The sequence below is a fragment of the Sphingopyxis selenitireducens genome (assembly GCF_051550705.1).
GTDB lineage: Bacteria > Pseudomonadota > Alphaproteobacteria > Sphingomonadales > Sphingomonadaceae > Sphingopyxis.
On record NZ_JBPULG010000002.1, the window covers coordinates 22,451 to 45,505 of the forward strand.

A 23,055-nucleotide genomic window follows, 5' to 3' on the forward strand; every position below is an offset into this window, starting at 1 on the left:
ATTACATTACCGCCACGCTCTATTCCTGGCGCCTGCAGGTCTATTACTTTTTATATAGAGGACTTGAGGTGGTCTGCGGGCGCGGCGAGCGCATGCCATCGGCACCGAGCAAGCCGGGCAGGTTTCAAGCAGTCTGGGAGCTATGGATTGGCTTGAGCCGTTAGCGTCTATACGAAACTTGCGGCATCCGGTCGTGGCCTGGACGAAAAATCGACGATCGACCGGCGTCATCGAGTAGCCCGGGCAGATATGTATCGACGCGTTCTTTGTGCGAGGTGCGCGCCCGCAAGGCGGCAGCTGCGCTGACCCGGTTGTGGACGCCGAGCATGCGAAATGCCGCAGCGATATGCACTTTCACCGTTCCCTCCGCGATGCACAGCAAGCGCGCGATTTCCTTGTTCGAGCGCCCCGCTGCCAGCAATTTCAGCACTTCATACTGGCGATCGGTGAGCACGGCGTCATGCGCCGGGCTATCCGTGGTGGCATCGTCGTTCCGCGCGTTCAAATCCGACAGAAGGAGGGGGACGTACATCTGCCCGGCGAGGACCATCCGCAATGCGGCAAGCATTTCATCGACGGGAGCATCCTTGGGAATATAGCCGTGAACGCCAGCGCAAAGTGCATCGAGCACCAGATCGCGGTCGCGGGTTGCCGCGACGACGACGACGCGGACTGCCGGGAATTTGATACGAAGATCGCGCAAGCCTTCATCCTTGCGCAATCCCGGGAGGCCGAGGTCGATAGTGACGAGTCCGATCGAGGGAGTCGCTGCTAGTCTGGTGAAAATAGTGGGGAAGTCATGCGCTTCATATATGTCAGAGAAGCCAAGGTTTCGTGCAAAAAGGGTGGTCAGTCCCTCGCGGCAAAGCGGATGGTCATCCGCCACCAAAACCTGTTCTATGTTGTTCGTCACGGACTTTCCCCCCCACGGGCCAATTCACCCCAGCGCACGTCGGCGATGAATCCTTACCGGCGTCCACCCCGGGCTCCGCGACCCGCCCGGAAAGGATTGTTTTGGGTAAGGTACGACTCGACAACTGTTAAACCGTAAGGGGTCAACCTGACGGCAACCTGACGGGATTAACTTCGTCTTCCGCATCATTGCTTCGGGATGCGTCATACACTTCGGAAAACGATAGGATAATTTCTTTTCGATCGGGTTTTGTGGTTAGTTTCGCATGGTGAATATTGACAATTCTGGCCACGATCGCGAGCCCGAGGCCAGCTCCGGCAGCGCTCGCATGATCGGCGCGCACGAACCGCTCGCTGAGCGCCCCGAGTTCCGTTGTTGTCAGGCCCGGCCCACCATCTCTGACGCTCATCCGCGCGCCCGGGCCTGCGGCGATGATAACCGTCCCGCCAACAGGCGTTACCCGCAGGCCATTGTCGGCCAGATTGCCAATCGCTGCGACAAGCATCTCCTTGATGCCGACGACCATCACCGGATCGTGGATTTCAAGTTCGATATGCTTATCCTGCATTGCCGCGATGGGTGCGAAGCGCGTCGTCACGTCCATGGCAATATCTTCGAGTGAAACAGGATCGCAGGGGGTCGGTGTCGCCTCGACCTGCGCCATCAGCAGGATCTGGCCGACGAGGCGGTTCATGGCCGTCACATCCTGTTTAAGCCTGAGGGCGTCGGATGACCCAAGCTTGTCCAGCTCGGCCATCAGGATGGCCAGTGGCGTCCTGAGTTCGTGGGCTATGTTTGCGGCAAAGGCTTCGCGTTGCTCCGCCACATCATCCAGGCGCTTCAGCAAATTGTTGAGCGCAGCGGCAAAAGGCTGCGCCTCGATCGGCAGATCTTCGAGTTCCAGCCGGAAACCGCGGTCGGTGCCCGACGCCGCATCCATGCGCGTTGCAGCCGCACCCAGCGGTGCGAGCGACGTTCGGATCACCCATCGCGCGGCAATGAACATCGGGGCCATCAGCACGACCAGCGGAAAGATCACATGCTCGGCGATCTCCAGCCACGCGCCGTGCCAGCCCACCGCAGTCGACTGTTGTTCGAGCATGACTTCGACATCGAAGCTGACAAAGATAATCAGGGCGAGCCCGCCGAGCAGGCCGATCCATGTGAACCCGCGCGTAAGGCGTCGCGATACAGAAAGCGGCGGTCTCAATCGCCGGGGTCCTTGAGCAAATACCCCATGCCGCGCACAGTGATCAACACGTCGGGGTGGCCGACCTCGCTCAGCTTGTGCCGCAGCCGCGAAACGATTGCCTCGACCGCATTCGGGGTGACCGGCTCGTCAAAGCGGTACAGCGCATCCTCGATTGTCGACCGACGCACCACCGTGCCTGTGCGGCGGATCAGCAATTCCAGCAAATCGGCTTCGCGGCGAGTCAGTTCCATCGACTGATCCCCACTTCGCGCGGAACGCGCCGCCACGTCGAACGCGAGCCTGCCTGCCCGGATGACAGGCAGACTGCGTGGGCCTGGTCTGCGCAAAAGCGCGCGCAGGCGCGCGGCCAGTTCCTCGATCTCGATCGGCTTGACCAGATAGTCGTCGGCCCCTGCATCGAGCCCGGCGACGCGATCCCCCAAGCCGTCTCGCGCAGTCAGGACGAGAACGGGGGGCAGCGGGGCCTTGGGGCGAGCCCGGCGCAGCCATGTCAGCCCGTCGCCATCCGGCAATCCCAGATCGAGGATCGCCGCGTCATAGCTTGCCCCGACCAGTGCGGCTTCGGCCTGATGAATGCTGCCCACAAGGTCGGGGCTGAAACCGCGCTGCGCAATCCCATGTCCCATGAGATCCGCCAGACGGGCGTTGTCCTCGACAATCAGGACGCGCATGAGGCAGTGACTGGAAGCATGTTCTCCCGCCAGTGGCATGGCCGATGTGACGTCTTGAACTCTACTCCAGTGGTCAGGCCGCGGCTAGCGCCGAAATAGCCAGCAATCCGAAGTAATGGGGGCATCCTGGCAGGAAAGGGCGGAGTGGGGCAGCGCGCTGCAAGTGCTCGCGCCTGCATAGTTTTTTCGCATTTCGCGGACGGCAATGTCATTTTTTGTTTGACATCAATGTTAATTAGAGAAATATTGCGTGCAGGGGAAACGTCCCCGCCAGTGGATGAAGAGCCTTCCGTTGCTGCCTTTTCGTGCATGGTCGCGAACGCGCAATCTGATGGGCTCGTCTACGACGGATTGTTTCCCTGACTCGCTTCTCCACCGGGGCCGGTGCTAGAACGGCTGCGGTGCTCCACTCATGGGCGCACGAAAACGTGCGCCCATATTTTTGATGGGCGAGGGACGTCTACAGACAGCGCAGCTCGTGGTTCAGGATATGGCGGGAGGGATTCCCGCAGGGAGCAGGAACAGCGGCAGGATACGCGCGATCAGATCGCGCATCGCATCATCCTTCTGATCCAGCATCTCGCGCACATGGGGGCCGATCATCGCATCGCCGAATGCAGTTACGGCCATCATCAGCACCGCCACGCGCACGCGCTCCGGGGCGTTGTCATCGGCGGACTGGCCCACGATCGCGTCGACCAGCGACTGCACAGCTTTGCGGACGGGCTCGAGATGCCCGACGTCGCCCGACAGGATGATCCACGCGGCGAGGGGGCCGGCGCCGCCCTTGTCAAACGCGTCGAACACCATATCGGCCACCGCGCGCGGCGCGGCAGCGTCGGTCTTGAGCAGTTCGACGACATGATCGAGCGCGACGGTCAAATCGTTGATCATCGAGCCCATCAAGGCCGACTGCAGGCTGGCTGCCGAACCGAAGTGATGCAGGACATTGGCATGCGACATGCCGATTTCGTCGCCGATATTTGCCAGTGTGACCGCCGAGGGGCCCCCCTTCAGCAAAAGTCCCCGGGCTGCCGCCAGACCTTCCTCGCGCACTTCCGGGCCCAGGCGCTTGCGCCGCTTGATGCGCGGTGGCGCTTGATTGTCCATTTTCTTCGTTCCTTGTCGCGGCCCCACCCCTGGGCCGTTTCGGGGGCTTTAGCGCAAAGCGCGCAAAAATCATAATGTGATGCTGTATCAAAATGGGTCTTGGAATGCTTTGAAAACCCAAAGAAATCACGGCTTGCATCGTTTGTCACGTCTTAATATATACATTGATGTTAATGTAATTGATTCGTTATGAGGTATGCCATGACCCATTCTCTTCCTACGCCCCACGACCTTAAAATCGAAAAGCGCGACATGAAGTTCGGGCGCGACATGCCGCCTCCGCGCTGGTGGCACGGCGGCGATCCAGGCCGCACGGCCTTTTTCAATGCGTTGTCCTCGACCTTTCCGGTGGGGGAGAAGTTTTTCATGACCGCCGTGCGACATTATCGCGACGGGACGCCCCAGCCGCTGCGCAGCCAGATCGACGATTTTCTTTATCAGGAATCGATGCACACGCGCGAGCATGTGGTGTTCAATCGTCAGGCGGAGGATGCCGGATTCGATATCGCTCCATTGGAAGAACGCGCCCGCCGTACCATCGCATGGGCCAAGCAGCGCTCACCGATCCAGCAACTCGCGGCGACCTGCGCCCTCGAACATTTTACTGCGACGCTGGCGCATGACCTGTTGGCCGACCCGCGCCAACTTGGTGGAGCCACGGAGGAAACTGCGCGCCTGTGGCAATGGCATGCGATCGAGGAGGTGGAACATAAGGCGGTGGCCTATGACACCTATCTCCATGCGACCCGCGACATGCTGCCGCTACGCCGCTGGCTCAAGCGTAGTTCCGTGATGTTGGTCACCTCGATCCGCTTTCACTATGTCCTGTTCCGCGGCATTGCGGACCTGTTGCGGCAGGACGGGCGGAACGATCTGGCGACGTGGCGCGGTTTGATGGCCTATCTTTACGGCCGTTCGGGGCTGATGCGGCCGCTGTTCCGGGAAATGTTCGCCTATATGCGGCCGGGCTTCCATCCGTGGGATACCGACGATCGGCCGTTGCTGGCCAAGGCGCTGGCGGCCTTTGAGAGCGCCGCGCCGCGGAGTCAGGCCGCATGAGCCGGTTTGTTCTGACATTCGCCGCTGCCGCCGGCCTGCTCGCCATGCCTGCGACCGCAAGCGCCGCCGATATCACCGGCATCTGGGCGACCGGCACCGAGGGAGGGCGCGTTCAAATCTATCGGTGCGGCGCCGCGCTGTGCGGAAAGATCGTCGGCGCCAGCCGGCTGCGCGCCAACCCTGATCTGCGCGATGAGCGCAATTCCGACGCCAAGCTGCGCACGCGCAAAATCAAGGGGCTGGTGGTGCTGAGGGGGTTCACCGGCGGCCCGCGTGAATGGAAGGGCGGGCCGGTCTATGACCCCGAAACGGGCGATGGGGCGCCGACAGGTCATTTGAAGCTGCTCGGCGGCGGCAAGCTGGAGCTCAAGGGCTGCGTTGCCGTGTTCTGCCGCACCAAGGTCTGGACGAAGGTCAGCTAATTGCTCGCCAGGCGGCGCGGGGCGGGATCGCTCCGCACCGCCTGAGGGCCTAAAGCGGCGTCGGGTCCAGCCCGAATTGTTCGAAGGTGAAGGCGTGGCGTTCGTCGGAGGGCAGGGCGGCAAAAGCCGTCATCTGCCCGCCTTCGAACCGGAAATGCCATGTCTGCTCGATTTTCGGCGCGGGCGCGGCAAAGCCCGACGGGTCGAACAGCGCGACATTGGCGCGGTGCGCGGGATCGCGAACCGACGCATAGCGGATAGCCTGCGCGGCGATGCCCCGCGCACGGCCGGCGAAATCCTGACACGGGTCATAATCCTGCGAGGCCATCCACAGCGCGGCGTGGTCAGACAGCGGCGGCCGGGTGAGGTCGATCAGTTGCGCGAGCTTGACCGGCACGCTGATCGCCGAATGTTCGACGACGGCTGACGGCGGCTGAAACCCCGGCGAGCGTGAAAAGAAGAGCAGGCGCCAATAGGCGGTTTCGGCGACCGCAATGGCGACCTGTTCCGACGCATAAAAAATGCCCGGCCGCTCGCCCGCGCGGCGAAACCGCGACGCCTTCATATGCCCATAGCGAAAGGGTGTCGCGAGCAGATAGTGGAGGTCGCGTGCCGCGGGCGGCAGCATCGGCTTCACTTCGTCGACCAGTTGCTCGAGGATCGCCTGATCGGCGGTGCCGCTGGCGAGCCGGTTGGTCGAGATGCGATGCTGCGCCTCTACGAGCCGCCACAGCTTTGCGTGATAGGGACGGAAATGCTCCGGCTGTGGCGCCGGGTCAGACTTGCGCGCGATAGTCATCGACATAATCCGTCACGTCGCCGAGGCCGCGAATGCTGCGGATGAGGTCGATCGGCCGCCCGCCGAGATCGAGGTTCGCGGTCTTGAGCCAGGATATCGCGGCGCGATCGTCGCTTCCCATCAAGGCATCGAGGCTGCGGAACAGGCGGATCAGATATTGGCCGAGCTCGAACGACTTGCCCGACCGGTCGAGCTGGAAGCCGCCCGAGCGCAGCCGCGATGCGGTCGCAGGCGACAGGCCCAATATCGCGCCAAGTTGTTCGTTGGTCAGTTGCCAGCAGCCTGCGACGCGTACCACAGCCTCCGAAAGAATACGGTTCTGGTCGGCCTCTGGCGCAAGTTGAACGGTTGCCATGGTCATTCCCTTGAATGAAATTTCTTCATATCATTCATAAGAATGATTGCGTGTTTTTGCAAGAGGCGACGCCTGCAGCCGCAGGCACTGGCGCCTTGAAATAATCAGTCGCCCCCACTGGCGCCTTTGGGCTCGACTGGTTACATGGGCCGCCACCAAACGAATCGCGTGTGCCGCCCCGAACGCCCGGGGCAGGCGCCGCCCGCACCAGAAAGTGGCCCACATGGAAATCATCACCGGTTTGACCTTCGACGACGTGCTGCTGGTGCCCGGCCCGTCGGACATGCTGCCGTCAGAAGCCAATTTGTCGACTCAGTTGACCAGCGAAATCAACCTCAACATCCCGATCCTGTCGTCGGCCATGGACACGGTGACCGAGGCGGACATGGCGATATTGATGGCGCAGATCGGCGGGATCGGCGTTCTCCACCGTAATCTGACGGTCGAGGAGCAGGCCGCGGCGGTGCGTCAGGTCAAGCGGTTCGAAAGCGGGATGATCGTCAACCCGATCACCATCACCCCCGACGCGCCCTTGTCCTATGCGACCGCGTTGATGGGCCAGCACAAGATTTCGGGCATTCCGGTTGTTGAAACCGGCGGCAAGCTGGTCGGCATCTTGACCAACCGCGACGTGCGCTTTGCCGCCAACCCCGACCAGCCGGTGCGTGAGTTGATGACCGCCGAGAATCTTGCGACCGTCCGCCCCGGCGTCGGTCAGGATGAAGCGCGCAAATTGCTGCACCAGCGCCGCATCGAAAAGCTGCTCGTCGTCGACGATGATTATCGCTGCATCGGCCTGATCACCGTCAAGGACATGGAAAAGGCCGTGAACTTCCCCGACGCGACCAAGGATGCTACCGGCCGCTTGCGCGTCGCCGCGGCGACCAACACCGGGGATTCGGGCGTCGAACGCGCCGAGGCGCTGCTCGATGCCGAATGCGACCTGATCGTCGTCGACACCGCGCACGGCCACAGCAAGATGGTCGCGCAGACGGTCGAGCGGATCAAGAAATTGTCGAACCGTGTCCAGATCCTCGCCGGCAATGTCGCCACGGGCGACGCGACCAAGGCGTTGATCGACGCGGGTGCCGACGGGATCAAGGTCGGCATCGGCCCCGGATCGATCTGCACCACCCGCATCGTGGCGGGCGTCGGCGTGCCGCAGCTCACCGCGATCCTCGGCAGTGTCGAAGCCGCCGCCAAGCTGAACATTCCGGTCATCGCCGACGGCGGTCTGCGCACTTCGGGCGATATCGCCAAGGCGCTGGCGGCGGGCGCGTCGAGCGTGATGGTCGGATCGCTGCTCGCCGGCACCGCCGAGGCGCCGGGCGAAACCTTCCTGTTCCAGGGCCGCACGTACAAAAGCTATCGCGGCATGGGCAGCGTCGGTGCAATGGCGCGCGGCTCGGCCGACCGCTATTTCCAGCAGGACATCAAGGACCAGATGAAGCTGGTCCCCGAAGGGATCGAAGGTCAGGTGCCGTTCAAGGGCCCCGCCAAGGATGTCATCCACCAGCTCGTCGGCGGCGTGAAGGCCGCGATGGGCTATACCGGCAGCCGCACCCTCAAGGATTTCCGCGAGCGCGCGAAGTTCGTCCGCATCACCAATGCGGGCCTGCGCGAAAGCCATGTTCACGACGTCGCGATCACCCGCGAGGCGCCGAATTACCCGGTTGGTTGACGGTTTCGTTATTGCGGGGACCGCAGCGACGAAGCCATCTCCAGCTATCGTAGCGCATTCCGATGGCGGGGAATTGCTTCGCCCGGCTTTCGCCGGGGTCGCAATGACGAAAAGAAAGAAACCGAATCTATGACTCCCGCTGCCCGCGTCCAAACCGCGATCGAAATCCTCGACAACATCGCCGCATCGGCGCGCGAAGGCGGTCCGCCCGCCGATGCGATCGTCGCGGAGGCGATGCGCCAGCGCCGCTATGCCGGGTCCAAGGACCGCCGCGCGATCCGCAACCTTGTCTATGACGCGATCCGCGCGATCCGTCTGGCCCCCAAGTCGGGCCGCGCCGCGATGTTGACGCTGGCCGCGGGCGATCCCGAACTCGCCGCGCTGTTCGACGGCACGCTTTATGGCCCGGCGAAAATTGTCGGGAACGAACCGCGCGCCGAACGCGGCCTTGTGGCGCCGCATCTGATTGAGATGTTCGACCCGTTGGTCGGCGCCGACGAAGCCGCCGCGATGCTCGCGCGTGCGCCGCTCGATTTGCGCGCCAACCGCCTGCTCAGCGATCGCGCGGCGGTGGCAGGGCTGTTCGCCGACGCCCAGCCGATCGCGGGGCTCGCCGATGCTGTCCGCCTGCCGTCCGAAACCGCCGCTGTGCAGGACGCGGCCTATTCCGCCGGGCTGTTCGAGGTACAGGACGCCGCGAGCCAGCACGCCGCGATCGCGCTTGACGCTGCGCCGCAGCACAATGTCATCGATCTGTGCGCAGGGGCGGGGGGCAAGACGCTCGCCATCGCGGCAGCAACTGGCGATCAGGCCGACATATTGGCCGCCGACACCAACCGCGCGCGGCTTCAGCAACTCGCGCCGCGTGCCCACCGCGCCGGGGCGACGCGGATCAAGACGCTGTTGCTGAACCCGGGGCAGGAGGCGGAGATGCTCGCCGACCGCATCGGCAGCGCCGACCGCGTCATCGTCGATGCGCCATGTTCGGGATCGGGTACCTGGCGCCGCAGCCCCGAACTGCGCTGGCGGCTCACCTCCGCGCGGCTCAGCCGGCATGTCGCCGATCAGGCGAAACTGTTTGACCTGGGCGCCGAACTGGTGGCGCCGGGCGGCAAACTCCTCTATGCTGTCTGTTCGATCATTGCACGCGAGGGGCGGGCTCAGGTGGACGAATTTTTGACCCGGCATCCGGGCTGGACCGTCGATGACGGCATCCTGCCCGATGGTATTGGACGGCCCGCGGGGGGCGGTTTTCTGCTGACTCCGGGGCATGATGGCTGCGACGGGTTTTTCCTCGCGCGGCTGACGGCGCCATGTTAGGCTTGGCCGAATGAAGCGATGGGAGAATGTGATGCGCGTCAGTTTTCTGGCCCTCGGTGCCGGTCTTGTTCTCGCCAGCATGCCCACGGCTTCCGACGCGCAGCGTGCCGACAATGACATTCTTCCGCGCTCGATCCTGCTTCAGGAACAAGGCGTGAAGGCGCAGCAAGCGGGCGAGCTCAACACGGCCATCGACTATTATGAATCGGCGCTCACCGCCGATCCCCGCAACCGGTCGGCGATCATCGCGCTAGCGCAGGTCGCGCGCGCGCAGGGTCTGCCGGGCAAGGCGATCGGCCTGTATCGCGAGGCGTTGCTGCTTGAACCCAATGATCTTGTCGCGCTGACCGGGCAGGGCGAAGCCCTCGCCGACAAGGGTGCACTCGAACTGGCGCGCGAGAAGCTGGCCGAGGCAAAGCGGGTTTGCGCATCGCAATGCCCGCAGGTCGCGGCGCTGGAAAAGAAGATTGCGACGAGTTCGGACAAAAAGGTCGTCGCGGCCGAGGCGTTGGTGCCCAAGACGGTCGTCACCACCGGGCAGAATTAATCCGGAGTTTGCGTTCCTGACCCGGATGAGGGGAGCGCCGTCGGCAATCGACCGATTGCGGACATTCATGATGCGGACTAGACTGGTGCGATGAATGTATCAGGCTTTGACGCGCTGATGCACGTGGCGTGCGTCAATTGGGGTTTTTGTGGATGTATGAAGCGCGGAGAACCGCTTCATGTCACTATGCTGATTCCACCGACCGGGCCAGTTCACGCGTCCCAGTTTGCCGAATGGCTTATCTTGGCTGACAATCTTAATCCTAACCTGCCTGATTTTGCATGCCACAAGGCCGCGCTGATGGAAGCGTTCGTGATCCACATGGGCGCGGAGACGGTGGATGCCTCATTATTACGCTGGAGCGATTGCGAGCCGGAAACCGATCAGCCGGAGCTCAAATACAGAGGTACGATAGACGATAATCTTGACGATTAGCGACGTCTGCTTCCGACCGAACTCCGTCATTCCCGCGAAGGCGGGAATCCCGCTTGTTCCTCACCGGCGTTAAGCGGGATCCCCGCCTTCGCGGGGATGACGACAATTGCCGGAAACGACCGCTTCCCACCCCAAAGCCGACATGGGCGATCAAACCGCGCAACCTCCTTATTTATACACGCACGCGTCCAGTCCGTCGCGTTTCACCACGCCGATGCGCGCCCGGATCGTGTTGCCGTAGCGGCGGGTGAAGCCCGACGGGGTGACCGCCTCGCGCTTCTTGGGCAGCGGCAGGATCGCGGCGATGCGTGCGGCCTCGGCGGGGGTCAGCTTGCCTGCGCCATGGTTGAAATAGCGCTGCGCGCCTGCTTCGACGCCATAGGTGCCGATGCCAGTCTCCGCGATGTTCAGATAGACTTCCATGATCCGCCGCTTGCCCCAGATTTTCTCGATCAGGAAGGTGAACCACACTTCGGGAACCTTGCGGACATAGCGGGTCCAGCCGGTGCCCTGCCACAGAAAGGCATTCTTTGCGGTCTGCTGGCTGATCGTCGATCCGCCGCGCATGCGCTTGCCCTTCGCGTTGCGCTCGATCGCCTGTTCGATCGCGTCGCGGTCGAACCCGTCGTGGCTGCAGAACTTCCCGTCCTCGGCGGCGATCACGGCGCGTACCATGTTGCGGTCGATGTCGGACAGGCTCGTCCAGTCCTTGGTCATTCCGTTGCTGTCCGCCAGCATGGTGAAGGTCGCGGGCGGCGGCACGACGGCATAGAGCAACACCCAGAGCACCGAGATCAGGACAAAGCCGATGACGGCTTTGACGGTGAATTTCAATATTCCCAACATCATCGGAGTCGTGCGCGCCATGCTTTGCTGTTGCAGTCGATTTGGCCTAGTCCAAGGATCGGAAAAGGAAAAGTGCGGATCGTGGAAGGCGGGTGACATGGTGATGTGGCGGACGTTCGGGATGGTGGCGGCGCTGATCGTCGGAGCTCCGGCCGGAGCGGAAGAGCGGCGCGATCTGTGTCCCGATCGGCCCGGGCTGGGAACCCCGGCCTGCACGGTCGATGAAGGCGATATGGTCCTCGAAGTCGGAATTGGCGACTGGACGCGCGATCGCGAGGGCGCGCTCAGGACCGACACCATTGTCGCGGGCGATGCCTTGTTGCGCGTCGGGCTGACGCCTTCGCTGGAGGCGCAGATCGGCTGGACCGCCGTGGGACGGGTTCGCGAGCGCGACCGGGCGTCGGGAACGGCCGCGACGCGGACCGACGTTGGCGATGTGATGATTGCGCTGCGTCAGAACTTCCGCACCCCCGATGGTTCGGGCTTCTCCGTGGCCGCGATGCCCTATGTCACCCTTCCTGTGGGCGGGTCAGCGATCGGTGCTGGCGATTGGGGCGCGGGTTTGCTGCTTCCCGCCAGCGTCGAGGTCGGCAATGTGTCGCTTGGCCTGACGCCGCAGGTCGCCGCTGCGACCGACGGCGACGGCAAAGGGCGGCACCTTGCCTATGGCGCGACCGCGGGGGTCGGCTTTGGCGTGACGGATAGCGTGTCGATGGCGCTCGAACTGGCGGCGGTGCGCGATCATGATCCCGAGGGGCACGCCACCGAATTGCTCGGCGGGGTTTCGGCAGGCTGGCAGCCCGATGAAGACAGCCAATGGGATATTGGCGCGAACATCGGCCTCAACCGCGATAGCCCCGATATGCAAATCTATATGGGGTTCGTGCAGCGTTACTGACGCGGCGGGTCAATCGACCGATATCTTCCCCTTCATGCCCAGGCTGCTGTGCATGAAGTGCGAACAATGGACCTTGTAGCTTCCCGCCGCCGGGGTCAGGGTGACGTCCAGGCTTTCACCCTTGCCCAGCGAGACGCGGCCTTTGGTTCCGCCTACTTTCGCACGGTTGCTGGCGTCCATCGTCGCGGCGGCGAAAAATTCGGGGGCGGTGAAATCATGTCCGCCAGACCCGTTGTTGACGAAATGGATTGTCGTGCTGCGCCCTGATTTCAGGTGCAGATCGGCTGGAGCATAATTGAAATTGGCCATCGCGACCGTCACCTTGTCCGTCTGCTCGGCGGCGGTGACGGGGATGGCGGCGGGGACGGCCAGCGTCAAGGCGACGGCGGCGAGCGACAGGAAACGCATGATATGCACTCCTTCTGCCGGACAATCCGGCTATGCCCGCCGCGCAGTCGAGCCCGTGGGCTCAGGCGTTGATCAGCCGCCGGTCGCCGGCGAGCTTCAGCATCGCCTTTTGCAGCTTTTCGAACGCGCGTACCTCGATCTGGCGGACGCGTTCGCGGCTGACGTCGTAAACCTGGCTCAGATCCTCGAGAGTCTTGGGATCGTCGGTCAGGCGTCGTTCGGTCAGGATGTGACGCTCCCGCTCGTTCAGTGTGTCGAGCGCTTCGTTGAGCAGCCCGTGGCGAACGTCGCGTTCCTGTGCTTCGGCAACGCGCTCGTCCTGAAGCGGACCTTCGTCGCCGAGAAGATCTTGCCACTGGCTGTCGCCATCCTCGCCCATCGGGACGTTCAGCGAGGTGTCGCCACCCATCGCCATGCGGCGATTCATGCTGACGACTTCGTCTTCGGTGACGCCGAGGTCGGTCGCGATCTTGGTCAGATGCTCGGGCGACAGGTCGCCATCCTCGAACGCTTCCAGATTATTCTTCATCCGGCGCAGGTTGAAGAACAGCTTCTTCTGCGCTGCGGTGGTGCCCATCTTCACGAGGCTCCACGACCGCAGGATAAACTCCTGGATCGACGCGCGGATCCACCACATCGCATAGGTGGCGAGGCGGAAACCGCGTTCGGGGTCGAATTTCTTCACCCCCTGCATCAGGCCGATATTGCCTTCGGAGATGAGTTCGCTGACCGGCAGGCCATAGCCGCGATAACCCATGGCAATCTTTGCCACGAGCCGAAGATGCGACGTCACGAGCTGTGCCGCAGCCTCGTTATCGCCATGCTCGTGAAAACGCTTCGCGAGCATATATTCCTGTTCGGGGGTGAGCAGGGGGAATTTGCGGATTTCCGACAGATAGCGATTCAGGCTGGCTTCGCCGCCAAGCGCTGGAACCGTGGCCGGAACATTGCTTTTATTCGCCATTTTCAGAGCGTCTTCCCTAATAATACTAGAGCCTAAATATGCCGCGGTTGCGTCCGGCGGTCGAGATAGATTTTCATTCGAAACTTAAACGCGCAGTTCGTCGATCAGTTCCCGCATGTCGGCGGGCATGTCACTGTCGAGCGCGATCCTGTTACCGGTCACCGGATGAATAAAGCCCAAACGGGCCGCGTGCAATGCTTGCCGCACGAAATTCCGCGCTTTCAGCACGTCCGACAGCGGCTTTCTGGCGCGTCCATAGACCGGATCGCCGAGCAATGGATGGCCGATATGCGCCATATGGACGCGCACCTGATGGGTTCGCCCGGTTTCGAGTCGGCATTCGACCAGCGTTGCCCCCTTCAGCGGTTCGACGGTGCGATAGTGGGTGATCGCATGCTTGCCGCGTCCTTCGGCGACGACAGCCATTTTCTTGCGGTTCGTGCTCGACCGGCCAAGCGACGCATCCACCGTGCCATTGGCGGGCATCGGGCGACCCGTTACGATCGCCAGATAGCGGCGGTCGATGCTGTGCGCGGCGAATTGCTTTGCCAGTCCTTCGTGCGCGCGGTCGTGCTTGGCGGCGACGATCAGCCCGCTGGTATCCTTGTCGATACGGTGGACGATCCCCGGCCGCGCGACACCGCCGACGCCCGAAAGCTGTCCGGCGCAATGGTGGAGCAGCGCGTTGACGAGGGTGCCGTCGAAATTGCCCGCCGCGGGATGGACGACCATTCCCGCAGGCTTATCGACCACGATCAGATGCTCGTCTTCATAGGCGATCGCCAGATCCAAATCCTGTGCGACATTGTGCGTCGGCGCAGGTTTGGGCATCCGCAGTTCTATCACACCGGCGGCGACGGTCTTGGCCGAGGGATCGAGCAACAGCGCGCCGCTGGCATCGGCGACATGTCCGCTCTTGATCAGGCTCTTGACCCGCTCGCGCGACAGGTCGGGCAAAGCCTCGGCAAGCGCCCGGTCCAGGCGCAGCCCGGCTGCGCTGTCGCCCAGCGCGACGGTCAATATGTCGTCATCCCCCTGCATCGGCTTCGATGTGGTTTTCGGGCGCCGAAATTCAAGGGGCGAGGCGTGTTGGCACCGCTTTCATCATGCCAGGCCGATCCGGCATCCATTGGGCGGCGGCATGGACCCCGGATCAAGTCGGGAGTGACCAAGGGGCGCGAAGGGTGACGAAGGCGCGTGAAGGAGAGAAGGGCAGGTGCTTCGGCGCATCGCGCTTGCCCTTCGGGGCATGCGTGCCCTAGGAGCGGGCTCATGCCGGGGACGTCCGGATACTGCGCTGGGGAGCCACTTCAATCATGACCGACGATCGCGTCGATTTCGCCTCTATGCTGGCTTCGCGCCTGTGCCATGATCTGCTCAGCCCGGTCGGCGCTTTCGCCAACGGCCTCGAACTGCTTGCCGACGAAAAAGACCCGGCGATGCGCGAGCGCTGCTTCGAACTGCTCGAACAAAGTGCGCGAACGTCGGCGAACAAACTGAAATTCTTTCGTCTTGCGTTCGGATCCGCTGGTGGCTTTGGCGAACTGGTCCCCGCTGACGAGGCCAAATCGGCTATTCAGGGGATCATCGGCGACCGCGCGATCGACCTTAACTGGATGATCGGGTCGGACCCGCTGCCCAAGCCGGCGGTGAAGATCATTCTGAACCTGTCGCTGCTGCTCGTCGATGCGCTGGTGCGGGGCGGTCGGCTCGATGTCGGGTGCGAAAAACAGGGCGATGCCATTGAAATCGCACTGCATGTGGAGGCAGAGCGCATGTTCCTGGATGCCGACGTCGAGCGCATTCTCGCCGAGGGAGAGGCCGCAACCCCAATGACTTCGCGCACTGCGCCAGCGGTATTGGTTCAGGCGGTTGCGGCGCAGAACAATGGCACGGTCATGCTGGCGCGCGAAACGCCGACGACCTTGCTGGTCGGTGCGGTGCTGCGCGGGCGGGAGTAAAGCCTCCTTTAACCATTGTCGTCCATGGTCTGACCTCAGTTTTTGGGGCGCACCGGTAACGCAATGGACGATCTGCTGAACGACTTTCTCGCTGAAACGGCGGAAATTCTTGCCGAAGCTGGCGGGGCGCTGGTGGCGTGGGAGGCCGATCCCGCTGATCGCGAGCGGCTGGACGCCATTTTTCGCCTTGTCCACACGATCAAGGGCAGCTCGGGTTTCCTGTCGCTGCCGCGCGTCACCGCATTATCGCACGCGGCCGAGGATGCGCTCGATCAGGTTCGTCGGGGCAACCGGCCGGCCGATGGCGCGCTGGTGAGCGCGGTGCTGGGCATTATCGATCGTCTCTCCGAATTGTGCGACAGTCTCGCCGCCACCGGAACCGAGCCTGCGGGCGATGACAGCGTCGTCATCGGCGCGCTGGCGACCATGGAGACGGTTCCGGCGACGGAACCCGCCGCCGTCGAAATCCAGCTGCGCCGCGAAGATGACCTCAGCGCCGAATTGCGGGGCTGGCGCTCAATCCGCGTGCCCTTGCCGCTGCTCGACAGCGTGATGACGGGGGTCACCGACATCGTTCTCGCGCGCAACGAATTTGCCCGGATGCTGCGCGAGTCAGGCGCCGACGCCTCGGTCATTTCTTCCTTTGAACGCCTCTCCGATTCGATCGCCGGCATGCGTCAGTCGGTCAGTCAGATGCGGATGCAGCGCATCGATAAATTGTTCGCCCCATTGCCGCGCATCGTTCGCGATCTCGCGCGCGATCTGGACAAAAAGGTGAAATTCGCGACCAGTGGCGGCGAAGTCGAACTGGATCGCGAGATGATGGAGAATATCCGCGACCCGCTGATCCACATCGTTCGCAACGCGATCGACCATGGCATCGAGGCAATCGATGGACGTGTCGCGGCGGGCAAGGATGTCACCGCGACGATTTTCGTTTCGGCGCGTCAGTCGGGCAATCAGATTGAAATCGCGATCCGCGACGATGGCCGCGGCCTGTCGCCCGACGCGTTGGTCGCCAAGGCGATCGCGGCGCGTGTCGTCACCGCGACCGAGGCGCGCGCGCTGAGTTCGCGTGAGAAGCTGGAGTTGGTCTTCCGGCCCGGATTTTCGACTGCGGCGGAGATTACCTCGATTTCGGGGCGCGGCGTGGGCATGGATATCGTCAAATCCAATGTCGAGAAGATCGGCGGCGTCGTCGAACTGCGCAACGAAGAGGGGCGCGGGCTGACCATATTGCTTCGCGTACCGATGACGCTGACGATTATTTCGGGGTTGATGGTGCGCGCGGCGGGTCATGAATTTGCCATTCCGCGCGGATCTGTGCGCGAAATCCTGCTCGAAAGCAGCGATACGGTGCGGATCGATCATATCGGCGGCGGCGAGATTGCGACGGTGCGCGGCGAGCCATTTCCGCTGTTGAGGCTTGAGTCCGTACTGGGGCGGGCGCGTGATCACCGCGACGACGTCGACGACCGCGCGCTGGTCATTGTCCGGCCGGGGCAGGGGCAAAGCTATGCGCTCAGCGTCGCGGCGATCCATGATCAGGAAGAATTGGTGATCAAGCCGGCCGCGCCAATGATCATGGCGACGGGCCTCTATGCCGGCACGACCTTGCCAGACAACGGCCGCCCGGTGCTGTTGCTGGATGTCCAAGGCATACTCGCCGTAGCGGGCATCGATGCGAGCGAGGCGGGACGCAATCAGGACCATGGGTCCGAAGCCGCGGCCGAGGCGATAGCGGCGCGCGACGCGGTACAGCTTTTGCTGTTCCGCGACGTGGGGGATCGCATTCGCGGCGTCCGCCTGTCGGTGATCGAGCGCGTCGAGGAAGTGCCCGTATCGGCGCTGTTCGAAAGCGCGGGCCACATCCAGGTGCAGATTGGCGGCGATATTTTCCCCGTCCACGCCGGAAAATTGCCCGACGAACAGGGCAGCGTGAAGCTGCTCCGCCTCTATGATGGCCGCGCCGTGCTTTGCTATCCGATCGCGGCTGTGATCGACATCGTCCGCCTGCCCGACGGTGTCCAGCCCGCCGCCGCGCCCGGCCTGATTGCCGGGGTCGCGCTCGTCGGCGGAAATCCGGTTGAATTGATCGATCCCTATTGGTTGATGGAACAGTATGCGTCGGGCGCGGCGGCGCCGGCGCTGCGTCAGCCGCTTTGCCATCTTGCCGATGATCATGACGGCTGGGGCGACAATTTCCTTGCACCGATCCTGCGTCACGCCGGTTATCGGGTCGCCAGCAGCGATGCGGAGGGGGACGAAACGCCCGATGTGCTGCTTTGTCTTTCGGGCGAAGAGGGCGCGCACGCCCACGCGGCCGGTGACGTGCCGGTGATCCGGCTGCGCACCGCCGCCGCCGCGACGGGCCCCGATGATCGGACCGTCTATCGTTACGACCGCCAGGCGTTGCTCGACGCACTGCATCATCATGTCATGGGAGGCCGCGCATGATGGACAAGCTTTATCTTGTCGCACGCATTGCCGACACGCGCGTCGCGCTGCGCAGCCGCGCGATCCATTCGGTGGTGACCGTCGGCGCGCCGGTCGAGGTGCCGGCCGCGCCGCCGCATGTCGCCGGGCTGTTCGCGTTGCGCAGCCGCGTCTTCACGCTGATCGACCCGCACGTCGTCATCGGTCTGCCGGCAGTCGCCGTTGCCGAGGGGCAGCGGGTCATCGTCGTTGACGTCGCCGATCATGGCTATGCGCTGCTCGCCGATGAAATCGAGGATGTATGTTTCATCGAAGCGCCCGAGACGCGCATCGCGGGCAAATTGCTGCCCGGCTGGGCGCGCGTCGCCGAAGCGATGATCGAACATGACGGCGCGGCGCTGCTCGTCGTCGACCCGTCGCATTTCATCACGTTACCGGTCGCAAAAGCGGCGTGAACATCCATGTCATTAACGGGCTGGATACTCCTTCACCGTAGATTGCAGGAAACCCCGGGGGGTCGGAGTATTAGAATGTCGAAATCTTGTTTGGTCGTCGACGACAGCAAAGTTATTCGCAAGGTCGCGCGCCATATCCTTGAAAGCATGTCCTTTGCGGTCGATGAGGCTGCTGACGGGCTGGAGGCGCTGACATTTTGTCGCGCCAATCGTCCCGATGTCATTCTGCTCGACTGGAATATGCCGGTGATGAGCGGGATGGAGTTTCTGGGCGCCTTCAACGACCTGGACTATGGGCATGAAGAGCGGCCGCGCGTCGTCTTTTGCACGACGGAGAACAGCATCGACCATATCCGGACCGCGATCGAAGCGGGAGCCGACGAATATGTGATGAAGCCGTTCGACCGCGAAACGCTCGAGGGGAAATTACAGCTCGTCGGCGTCGCCTGAGGCCGTCGCTATGGCCCGGCCGCAACCCCTGATTTCGGATCCTGCGCGATCTACGCGCACGATTCGGGTCATGTTGGTCGACGATAGTCTGGTCGTGCGCAGCATCCTCGAACGCATTGTCGATCAGCATCCGGCCTTGAAAATCTGCGCCTCGGTCGCCTCGGCGCACGACGCGCTCGCCTATCTGGCGTGCGAATCGGTCGATGTCGTCATCCTCGACATCGAAATGCCGGGGATGAACGGCATCGACGCGCTGCCGCATATCCTGGAACGCGCCGCGAAAGCGCGGGTGCTGATCCTGTCTTCCAACTGTGTCGAGGGCGGTCCCGCCGCGATTGAGGCGCTGTCGCTGGGTGCTAGCGACACTCTCGCCAAGCCGGGCCGCGGCAGCTTCTCCGGGCGCTTTGCCGAGGTGCTGACCGAACGTATCCTGACCTTGGGCGACCAGCCGCCGCTTACCGCGACGATCCGCGTTTTGCAGCGTCCCGTCCCGGCGTCCGCGCCGACCACTGTCAGCGTCGACATCGACCAGCCGATCGAATGTATCGCCGTGGCGGCCTCGACCGGCGGCATCCCGGCTTTCGCCAATTTTCTCGCCCATCTCGACACGCGCATTACCGCGCCGATCCTGCTGACGCAGCATCTGCCCGACGCCTTCATGGAATTTTACGCGAAGCAGATCGCGACGATGACCAGGCGGCAGGTCCATGTGGCCGAAGCCGGCATGGCGGTCGAGCGCGGTCATATCTATCTTGCGCCGGGCGATGCGCATCTGACGGTTGTCGCCAATGGCCGCCGGCGCGAAATCGCGCTGGCCCGCCACCCGGTCGAAAATGGCTGTTGTCCATCGGCCGATCCGATGCTGGATGCAGTCGCCGAAGTCTATGGCAAGCGCGGCGTCGCCGTGATCCTGAGCGGCATGGGGCGCGATGGGGTGCTGGGCGCGGCGCGATTAAAGGCTGTGGGGGGAATGATCTTTGCACAGGCACCGGAAAGCTGCGTCGTCTGGGGCATGCCAGGAGCGGTCGCCAAGGCGGGGCTGACCGCTGCCACGCTCAATCCCGACGCGATCGCGCTGACGCTCGGAGCCTTTCTGCCCGGACGCCGCAAGCCATGATGGACGGCACCGCCAGCGAATCGGCTTATCGCATCCTGATGGGCGTTCTTGAATCGCGGACGGGGCAGACGCTGTCGCCGAACCGCATCTGGCGTATCGAAATGTCGCTGAAGCCGGTGATGCAGCGCCATGGCATCGCCGATCTCGACGCGCTCGTCGCTGCGCTCGTCACCTCGAACAGCCGGCAGTTGCTCGACGATACGGTCGATGCGATGCTGAACAATGAGACGTTTTTTTATCGCGAACATAGTGTGTTCGATGATATTGCTGTCAACGCACTTGAGAAGCTTCGCGTCATCAATGCCGACAGGCGGCGCCTGACCGTCTGGCATTGCGGCGTGTCGACAGGGCAGGAGGCCTATTCGCTGGCGATGCTGATCGCCGAACAGGGCGAGAAATGGGCGGGATGGCAGGTCGATATCGTCGGCACCGACGTCAGCTATCACGCGATCGGCCGCGCGCGCATCGGGCTTTACAGCCAGTTTGAAATTCAGCGCGGCCTGCCGGTGCAGCGCATGGTGCGCTGGTTCGACCAGACCGAGACGGGATGGCTGGCGAAGGCGGATTTGCGCCGCCGGATCGATTTTTCGGTGCAGAATATGCTGACCGACCGGCCACCGCTGGGGCGTTCCGCCGATCTGATCTTTTGCCGCAACCTGCTGCTCTATTTCTCGGCATCGATGCGGCAAAAGGCTTTTGCCCGGTTGCGCGCGATGGCAGCGCCGCAGAGCTTCCTTGTGCTCGGGGCGGGGGAGACGGTGCTGGGACAGACCGACCAGTTTGTCGCCAGTCCGCGCTTGCGCGGCCTCTATGAGCCCGCCGATCAGCAGGTGCGCCGAGCCGTGGCCGCCTGAGCTTGCAATTTGCCCGGCGCTGGCGCAGGTCAGGCCTCTTCCCGCACCGGGGCGGGGCAAAACATGGGTCGCGAACCGCATGAGCGATTTTATTGAACGCTGGTCACCCAATTTCGACGAGCGCGGACTGCCCATTTCGATGATCGTGCTTCACTATACCGGTATGAAGACAGGCGCCGAAGCCATTGATCGGCTTACCGATCCCGATGCCAAAGTGTCTGCCCATTATTGCGTCAGCGAGGATGGCCAGATCACCTGGATGGTGCCCGAGGAAAAGCGCGCCTGGCACGCCGGCAAGTCGCACTGGCGCGGCATCAGCGACATTAATTCGGCGAGCGTCGGGATCGAGATCGTCAATCCGGGGCATGAATGGGGCTATGTTCCCTTTCCCGATCCGCAGGTCGCATCGGTCGTCCGACTGGTCCACCAGATCAAGGATCGCCACGCGATCACGCGCGGCAATGTCGTCGGCCATTCGGACATCGCACCCACGCGCAAGCAGGATCCGGGGGAGCTGTTCCCGTGGGAGGAACTGGCGCGCCGCCGTCTAGCGCTGCCGCGGCCGACCAAGAAACTGACCGATCCTTTGTGGACCGACGCGGGTTTTCTGCTCGCGCTCGAGCGCTTTGGATATGATGTGACCGACGGTTTCGCCGCGACGGTGGCCTTTCAGCGCCGCTTCCGTCCCGAGCTCATCGACGGCACAGTCGATGGCGAATGCCGTGCGATCCTGCTGGCGCTGTTGCTGCCCCAGCCCGAGGGCAATTGATTTCTCGTCAATCCGCCCAATCATCGCTATAATGGCGTGGCCAGAGGGTCGGGCGATCGCCGCCGGTGGGGTATCCCGCCGGGGGAGGAAAGTCCGGGCTCCACGGAAACCACGGTGCCGGATAACGTCCGGCGGATCGGGCTTCGGCCAGGTTCAGGGAAAGTGCCACAGAGAGTAGATCGCCAAAGGTTTCGGCCCGGCGAAAGGTGAAAGGGTGCGGTAAGAGCGCACCGCGCAGCTGGTAACAGATGCGGCACGGCAAACCCCACCGGGAGCAAGGTCGAATAGGGATGGTGCGGAGCAATCCAGGGTCGGTTCCGGCCCAGCCGTCCGGGTTGACTGCTTGAGCGTTCGGGTAACCGTTCGCCTAGAGGAATGATCGCCCATCCCCTGTCAAAAGGGGTGGACAGAACCCGGCTTACAGACCCTCTGGCAATACTCTCCCAAATTCTGCGCGGGAACCCCCCGTGGGTGGGCCGCGTTCTAAAGGGACCAGCACAAGGGAGGCGAGCCATGAAAGTCGTCGACGAACATATTGAAGTCACCGAGACCGAAGCGAGCAGCGGCGTCAAAGGACATAATGTCCGCTACGTGCTGGCAATCTCGTTACTGGCTGCGGTGCTCGTCCTGTCCGCAGTGTGGATTGTTCCCGCGCTGCTGAAATAGGTTCGAGGCAGGCGGGGGGCTTATTTGCCCTCCATGATCAGGTTTAGCTCGTCCTCGGGGTCCGGGGTGTTTTCCATATAGATGGGGCTCGCTGGCCGCCGTGCGCGTTTGGCGCCGACTTTGTCATAGCTGCGATCGCTGTCGTCCGGCTTGACCGCCAACTGCGCCGTGACGATGTCGCCGGTCAGCAGATTCCAGCTCATCTCGGCGCCGTCGTGCGAATAGGTCCGGCTATAGGCGGTCGCGTCGAGGCCGATCAGGCGCAGTTTCGGCGCGGCGTCATCGCCGCGAAAACGGTAGGTCGCCGATGTCGCGGATGTGCCGCCGGTCAAATCGCGGATGATCAGTACGCCCTTATCAACCGTCAGTTCGGCGGGCCCCAATGCCCCGGGCAGCAGGTTGAACGTGCCGGCTGCGACATGATGGATGCGGGCGCCATTACGCGCGGTAAAAAAGGCACGGACCGTGCGGAGGTCGTCCTTTGCCAGAACCACCACGGTGTCGACGTCGCCATCGCCGTTAAGGTCGCCGTCAACGCGCGCCTCCATCTCTTCGCCCGGCGTCATCAGGCGCGCTATTGCGGCCTCGCTCATCGCCGGTGCGGCGGGTGACGGGGATGCGGCATCGGCTCCGGCCGGTGCGAGCAGGATCGCAAGAAAAACCAGGCTTCGTTCCACGGCACCCCTCCTTTTGGCCGAATCCAAGT

Annotated in this window: 26 protein-coding genes and 1 other RNA gene; 16 read left to right on the forward strand and 11 right to left on the reverse strand. The window is 63.1% G+C overall.

Translation table 11 applies throughout. The features are described from left to right. Positions 1-160: 160 nt before the first annotated feature. From ACSYDV_RS05995 to ACSYDV_RS06010, 4 genes are all read right to left on the reverse strand, one after another. The gene (locus tag ACSYDV_RS05995; RefSeq protein WP_438322876.1) at positions 161-913 is read right to left on the reverse strand and encodes a LuxR C-terminal-related transcriptional regulator; all 753 of its coding nucleotides are present in this window, start codon (positions 911-913) and stop codon (positions 161-163) included. A 142-nt stretch (positions 914-1,055) separates the two neighbouring features. Next, the gene (locus ACSYDV_RS06000) at positions 1,056-2,123 is read right to left on the reverse strand and encodes a sensor histidine kinase (protein WP_438322877.1); all 1,068 of its coding nucleotides are present in this window, start codon (positions 2,121-2,123) and stop codon (positions 1,056-1,058) included. Then, a complete protein-coding gene (locus ACSYDV_RS06005; protein WP_438322878.1) occupies positions 2,120-2,797 on the reverse strand; it encodes a response regulator transcription factor in 678 nt (225 codons plus the stop codon). Before ACSYDV_RS06005 ends, ACSYDV_RS06000 begins: the two co-directional genes overlap by 4 nt. 483 nt (positions 2,798-3,280) lie before the next feature. Further along, positions 3,281-3,907 (reverse strand): TetR/AcrR family transcriptional regulator, encoded by a 627-nt coding sequence (locus ACSYDV_RS06010; RefSeq protein WP_438322879.1) that lies wholly within the window; start codon positions 3,905-3,907, stop codon positions 3,281-3,283. 201 nt (positions 3,908-4,108) lie between these two features. On the opposite strand from ACSYDV_RS06010, the gene ACSYDV_RS06015 reads away from it, so the two are divergent. Both ACSYDV_RS06015 and ACSYDV_RS06020 read left to right on the forward strand, forming a co-directional pair. After that, positions 4,109-4,966, forward strand: a complete 858-nt coding sequence (locus ACSYDV_RS06015; protein WP_438322880.1) for a metal-dependent hydrolase — start codon at positions 4,109-4,111, stop codon at positions 4,964-4,966. After that, a complete protein-coding gene (locus ACSYDV_RS06020; RefSeq protein ID WP_438322881.1) occupies positions 4,963-5,388 on the forward strand; it encodes a DUF2147 domain-containing protein in 426 nt (141 codons plus the stop codon). Before ACSYDV_RS06015 ends, ACSYDV_RS06020 begins: the two co-directional genes overlap by 4 nt. A 49-nt stretch (positions 5,389-5,437) precedes the next feature. On the opposite strand, the gene ACSYDV_RS06025 is transcribed toward ACSYDV_RS06020, so the two are convergent. After that, entirely contained in the window at positions 5,438-6,187 is a 750-nt protein-coding gene (locus ACSYDV_RS06025) for an RES family NAD+ phosphorylase (RefSeq protein ID WP_438322882.1), read from the reverse strand. Next, positions 6,165-6,542 carry an antitoxin Xre-like helix-turn-helix domain-containing protein gene (locus ACSYDV_RS06030; RefSeq protein ID WP_438322883.1) on the reverse strand — a complete coding sequence of 126 codons (378 nt, stop codon included), beginning with the start codon at positions 6,540-6,542 and terminating at the stop codon, positions 6,165-6,167. The genes ACSYDV_RS06025 and ACSYDV_RS06030 overlap by 23 nt, the downstream gene beginning before the upstream one ends. A 223-nt stretch (positions 6,543-6,765) precedes the next feature. Here ACSYDV_RS06030 and guaB point away from each other — a divergent pair, with 223 nt between their 5' ends. The 4 genes from guaB to ACSYDV_RS06050 all read left to right on the forward strand — a co-directional run bounded on the left by guaB (position 6,766) and on the right by ACSYDV_RS06050 (position 10,525). Then, on the forward strand, positions 6,766-8,223 hold the full coding sequence (guaB, locus tag ACSYDV_RS06035) for an IMP dehydrogenase (protein ID WP_438322884.1): 1,458 nt from the start codon (positions 6,766-6,768) through the stop codon (positions 8,221-8,223). A 129-nt stretch (positions 8,224-8,352) separates the two neighbouring features. Beyond that, the gene (locus ACSYDV_RS06040; RefSeq protein ID WP_438322885.1) at positions 8,353-9,543 is read left to right on the forward strand and encodes an RsmB/NOP family class I SAM-dependent RNA methyltransferase; all 1,191 of its coding nucleotides are present in this window, start codon (positions 8,353-8,355) and stop codon (positions 9,541-9,543) included. Between the two features lie 10 nt (positions 9,544-9,553). Then, complete coding sequence (locus ACSYDV_RS06045; protein ID WP_438322886.1) at positions 9,554-10,090, forward strand: tetratricopeptide repeat protein; 537 nt, start codon at positions 9,554-9,556, stop codon at positions 10,088-10,090. Between the two features lie 90 nt (positions 10,091-10,180). Beyond that, positions 10,181-10,525 (forward strand): hypothetical protein, encoded by a 345-nt coding sequence (locus tag ACSYDV_RS06050; protein WP_438322887.1) that lies wholly within the window; start codon positions 10,181-10,183, stop codon positions 10,523-10,525. A gap of 168 nt (positions 10,526-10,693) precedes the next feature. On the opposite strand, the gene mtgA is transcribed toward ACSYDV_RS06050, so the two are convergent. Beyond that, entirely contained in the window at positions 10,694-11,374 is a 681-nt protein-coding gene (gene mtgA, locus ACSYDV_RS06055; protein ID WP_438323645.1) for a monofunctional biosynthetic peptidoglycan transglycosylase, read from the reverse strand. A 94-nt stretch (positions 11,375-11,468) separates the two neighbouring features. On the opposite strand from mtgA, the gene ACSYDV_RS06060 reads away from it, so the two are divergent. After that, the gene (locus tag ACSYDV_RS06060; RefSeq protein WP_438322888.1) at positions 11,469-12,269 is read left to right on the forward strand and encodes a transporter; all 801 of its coding nucleotides are present in this window, start codon (positions 11,469-11,471) and stop codon (positions 12,267-12,269) included. 9 nt (positions 12,270-12,278) lie between these two features. On the opposite strand, the gene ACSYDV_RS06065 is transcribed toward ACSYDV_RS06060, so the two are convergent. From ACSYDV_RS06065 to ACSYDV_RS06075, 3 genes are all read right to left on the reverse strand, one after another. Continuing rightward, complete coding sequence (locus ACSYDV_RS06065) at positions 12,279-12,677, reverse strand: plastocyanin/azurin family copper-binding protein (RefSeq protein ID WP_438322889.1); 399 nt, start codon at positions 12,675-12,677, stop codon at positions 12,279-12,281. Between the two features lie 61 nt (positions 12,678-12,738). Then, the gene (gene rpoH / locus ACSYDV_RS06070; RefSeq protein ID WP_438322890.1) at positions 12,739-13,641 is read right to left on the reverse strand and encodes an RNA polymerase sigma factor RpoH; all 903 of its coding nucleotides are present in this window, start codon (positions 13,639-13,641) and stop codon (positions 12,739-12,741) included. A gap of 84 nt (positions 13,642-13,725) precedes the next feature. After that, a complete protein-coding gene (locus tag ACSYDV_RS06075; protein WP_438322891.1) occupies positions 13,726-14,682 on the reverse strand; it encodes an RluA family pseudouridine synthase in 957 nt (318 codons plus the stop codon). Between the two features lie 275 nt (positions 14,683-14,957). Here ACSYDV_RS06075 and ACSYDV_RS06080 point away from each other — a divergent pair, with 275 nt between their 5' ends. From ACSYDV_RS06080 to ACSYDV_RS06120, 9 genes are all read left to right on the forward strand, one after another. Further along, on the forward strand, positions 14,958-15,602 hold the full coding sequence (locus ACSYDV_RS06080) for a histidine phosphotransferase family protein (protein WP_438322892.1): 645 nt from the start codon (positions 14,958-14,960) through the stop codon (positions 15,600-15,602). Positions 15,603-15,665: 63 nt separating this feature from the next. Next, the gene (locus tag ACSYDV_RS06085; protein ID WP_438322893.1) at positions 15,666-18,059 is read left to right on the forward strand and encodes a chemotaxis protein CheA; all 2,394 of its coding nucleotides are present in this window, start codon (positions 15,666-15,668) and stop codon (positions 18,057-18,059) included. Then, on the forward strand, positions 18,056-18,493 hold the full coding sequence (locus tag ACSYDV_RS06090; protein WP_438322894.1) for a chemotaxis protein CheW: 438 nt from the start codon (positions 18,056-18,058) through the stop codon (positions 18,491-18,493). Before ACSYDV_RS06085 ends, ACSYDV_RS06090 begins: the two co-directional genes overlap by 4 nt. Positions 18,494-18,568: 75 nt before the next feature. Beyond that, entirely contained in the window at positions 18,569-18,943 is a 375-nt protein-coding gene (locus ACSYDV_RS06095; protein ID WP_438322895.1) for a response regulator, read from the forward strand. A gap of 10 nt (positions 18,944-18,953) precedes the next feature. Then, positions 18,954-20,060 carry a chemotaxis-specific protein-glutamate methyltransferase CheB gene (cheB, locus tag ACSYDV_RS06100; RefSeq protein WP_438322896.1) on the forward strand — a complete coding sequence of 369 codons (1,107 nt, stop codon included), beginning with the start codon at positions 18,954-18,956 and terminating at the stop codon, positions 20,058-20,060. Next, complete coding sequence (locus ACSYDV_RS06105; protein ID WP_438322897.1) at positions 20,057-20,914, forward strand: CheR family methyltransferase; 858 nt, start codon at positions 20,057-20,059, stop codon at positions 20,912-20,914. Before cheB ends, ACSYDV_RS06105 begins: the two co-directional genes overlap by 4 nt. A gap of 79 nt (positions 20,915-20,993) precedes the next feature. Beyond that, positions 20,994-21,683: an N-acetylmuramoyl-L-alanine amidase gene (locus ACSYDV_RS06110; protein ID WP_438322898.1), complete on the forward strand. Its 690-nt coding sequence runs from the start codon at positions 20,994-20,996 to the stop codon at positions 21,681-21,683. A gap of 40 nt (positions 21,684-21,723) precedes the next feature. Then, positions 21,724-22,120: RNase P RNA component class A (gene rnpB, locus ACSYDV_RS06115), an RNA gene on the forward strand. Positions 22,121-22,196: 76 nt separating this feature from the next. Then, a complete protein-coding gene (locus tag ACSYDV_RS06120; protein ID WP_438322899.1) occupies positions 22,197-22,349 on the forward strand; it encodes a hypothetical protein in 153 nt (50 codons plus the stop codon). 20 nt (positions 22,350-22,369) lie between these two features. On the opposite strand, the gene ACSYDV_RS06125 is transcribed toward ACSYDV_RS06120, so the two are convergent. Next, positions 22,370-23,026, reverse strand: coding sequence for a hypothetical protein (locus ACSYDV_RS06125; RefSeq protein ID WP_438322900.1), 657 nt, complete (start codon positions 23,024-23,026; stop codon positions 22,370-22,372). Positions 23,027-23,055 lie beyond the last annotated feature (29 nt).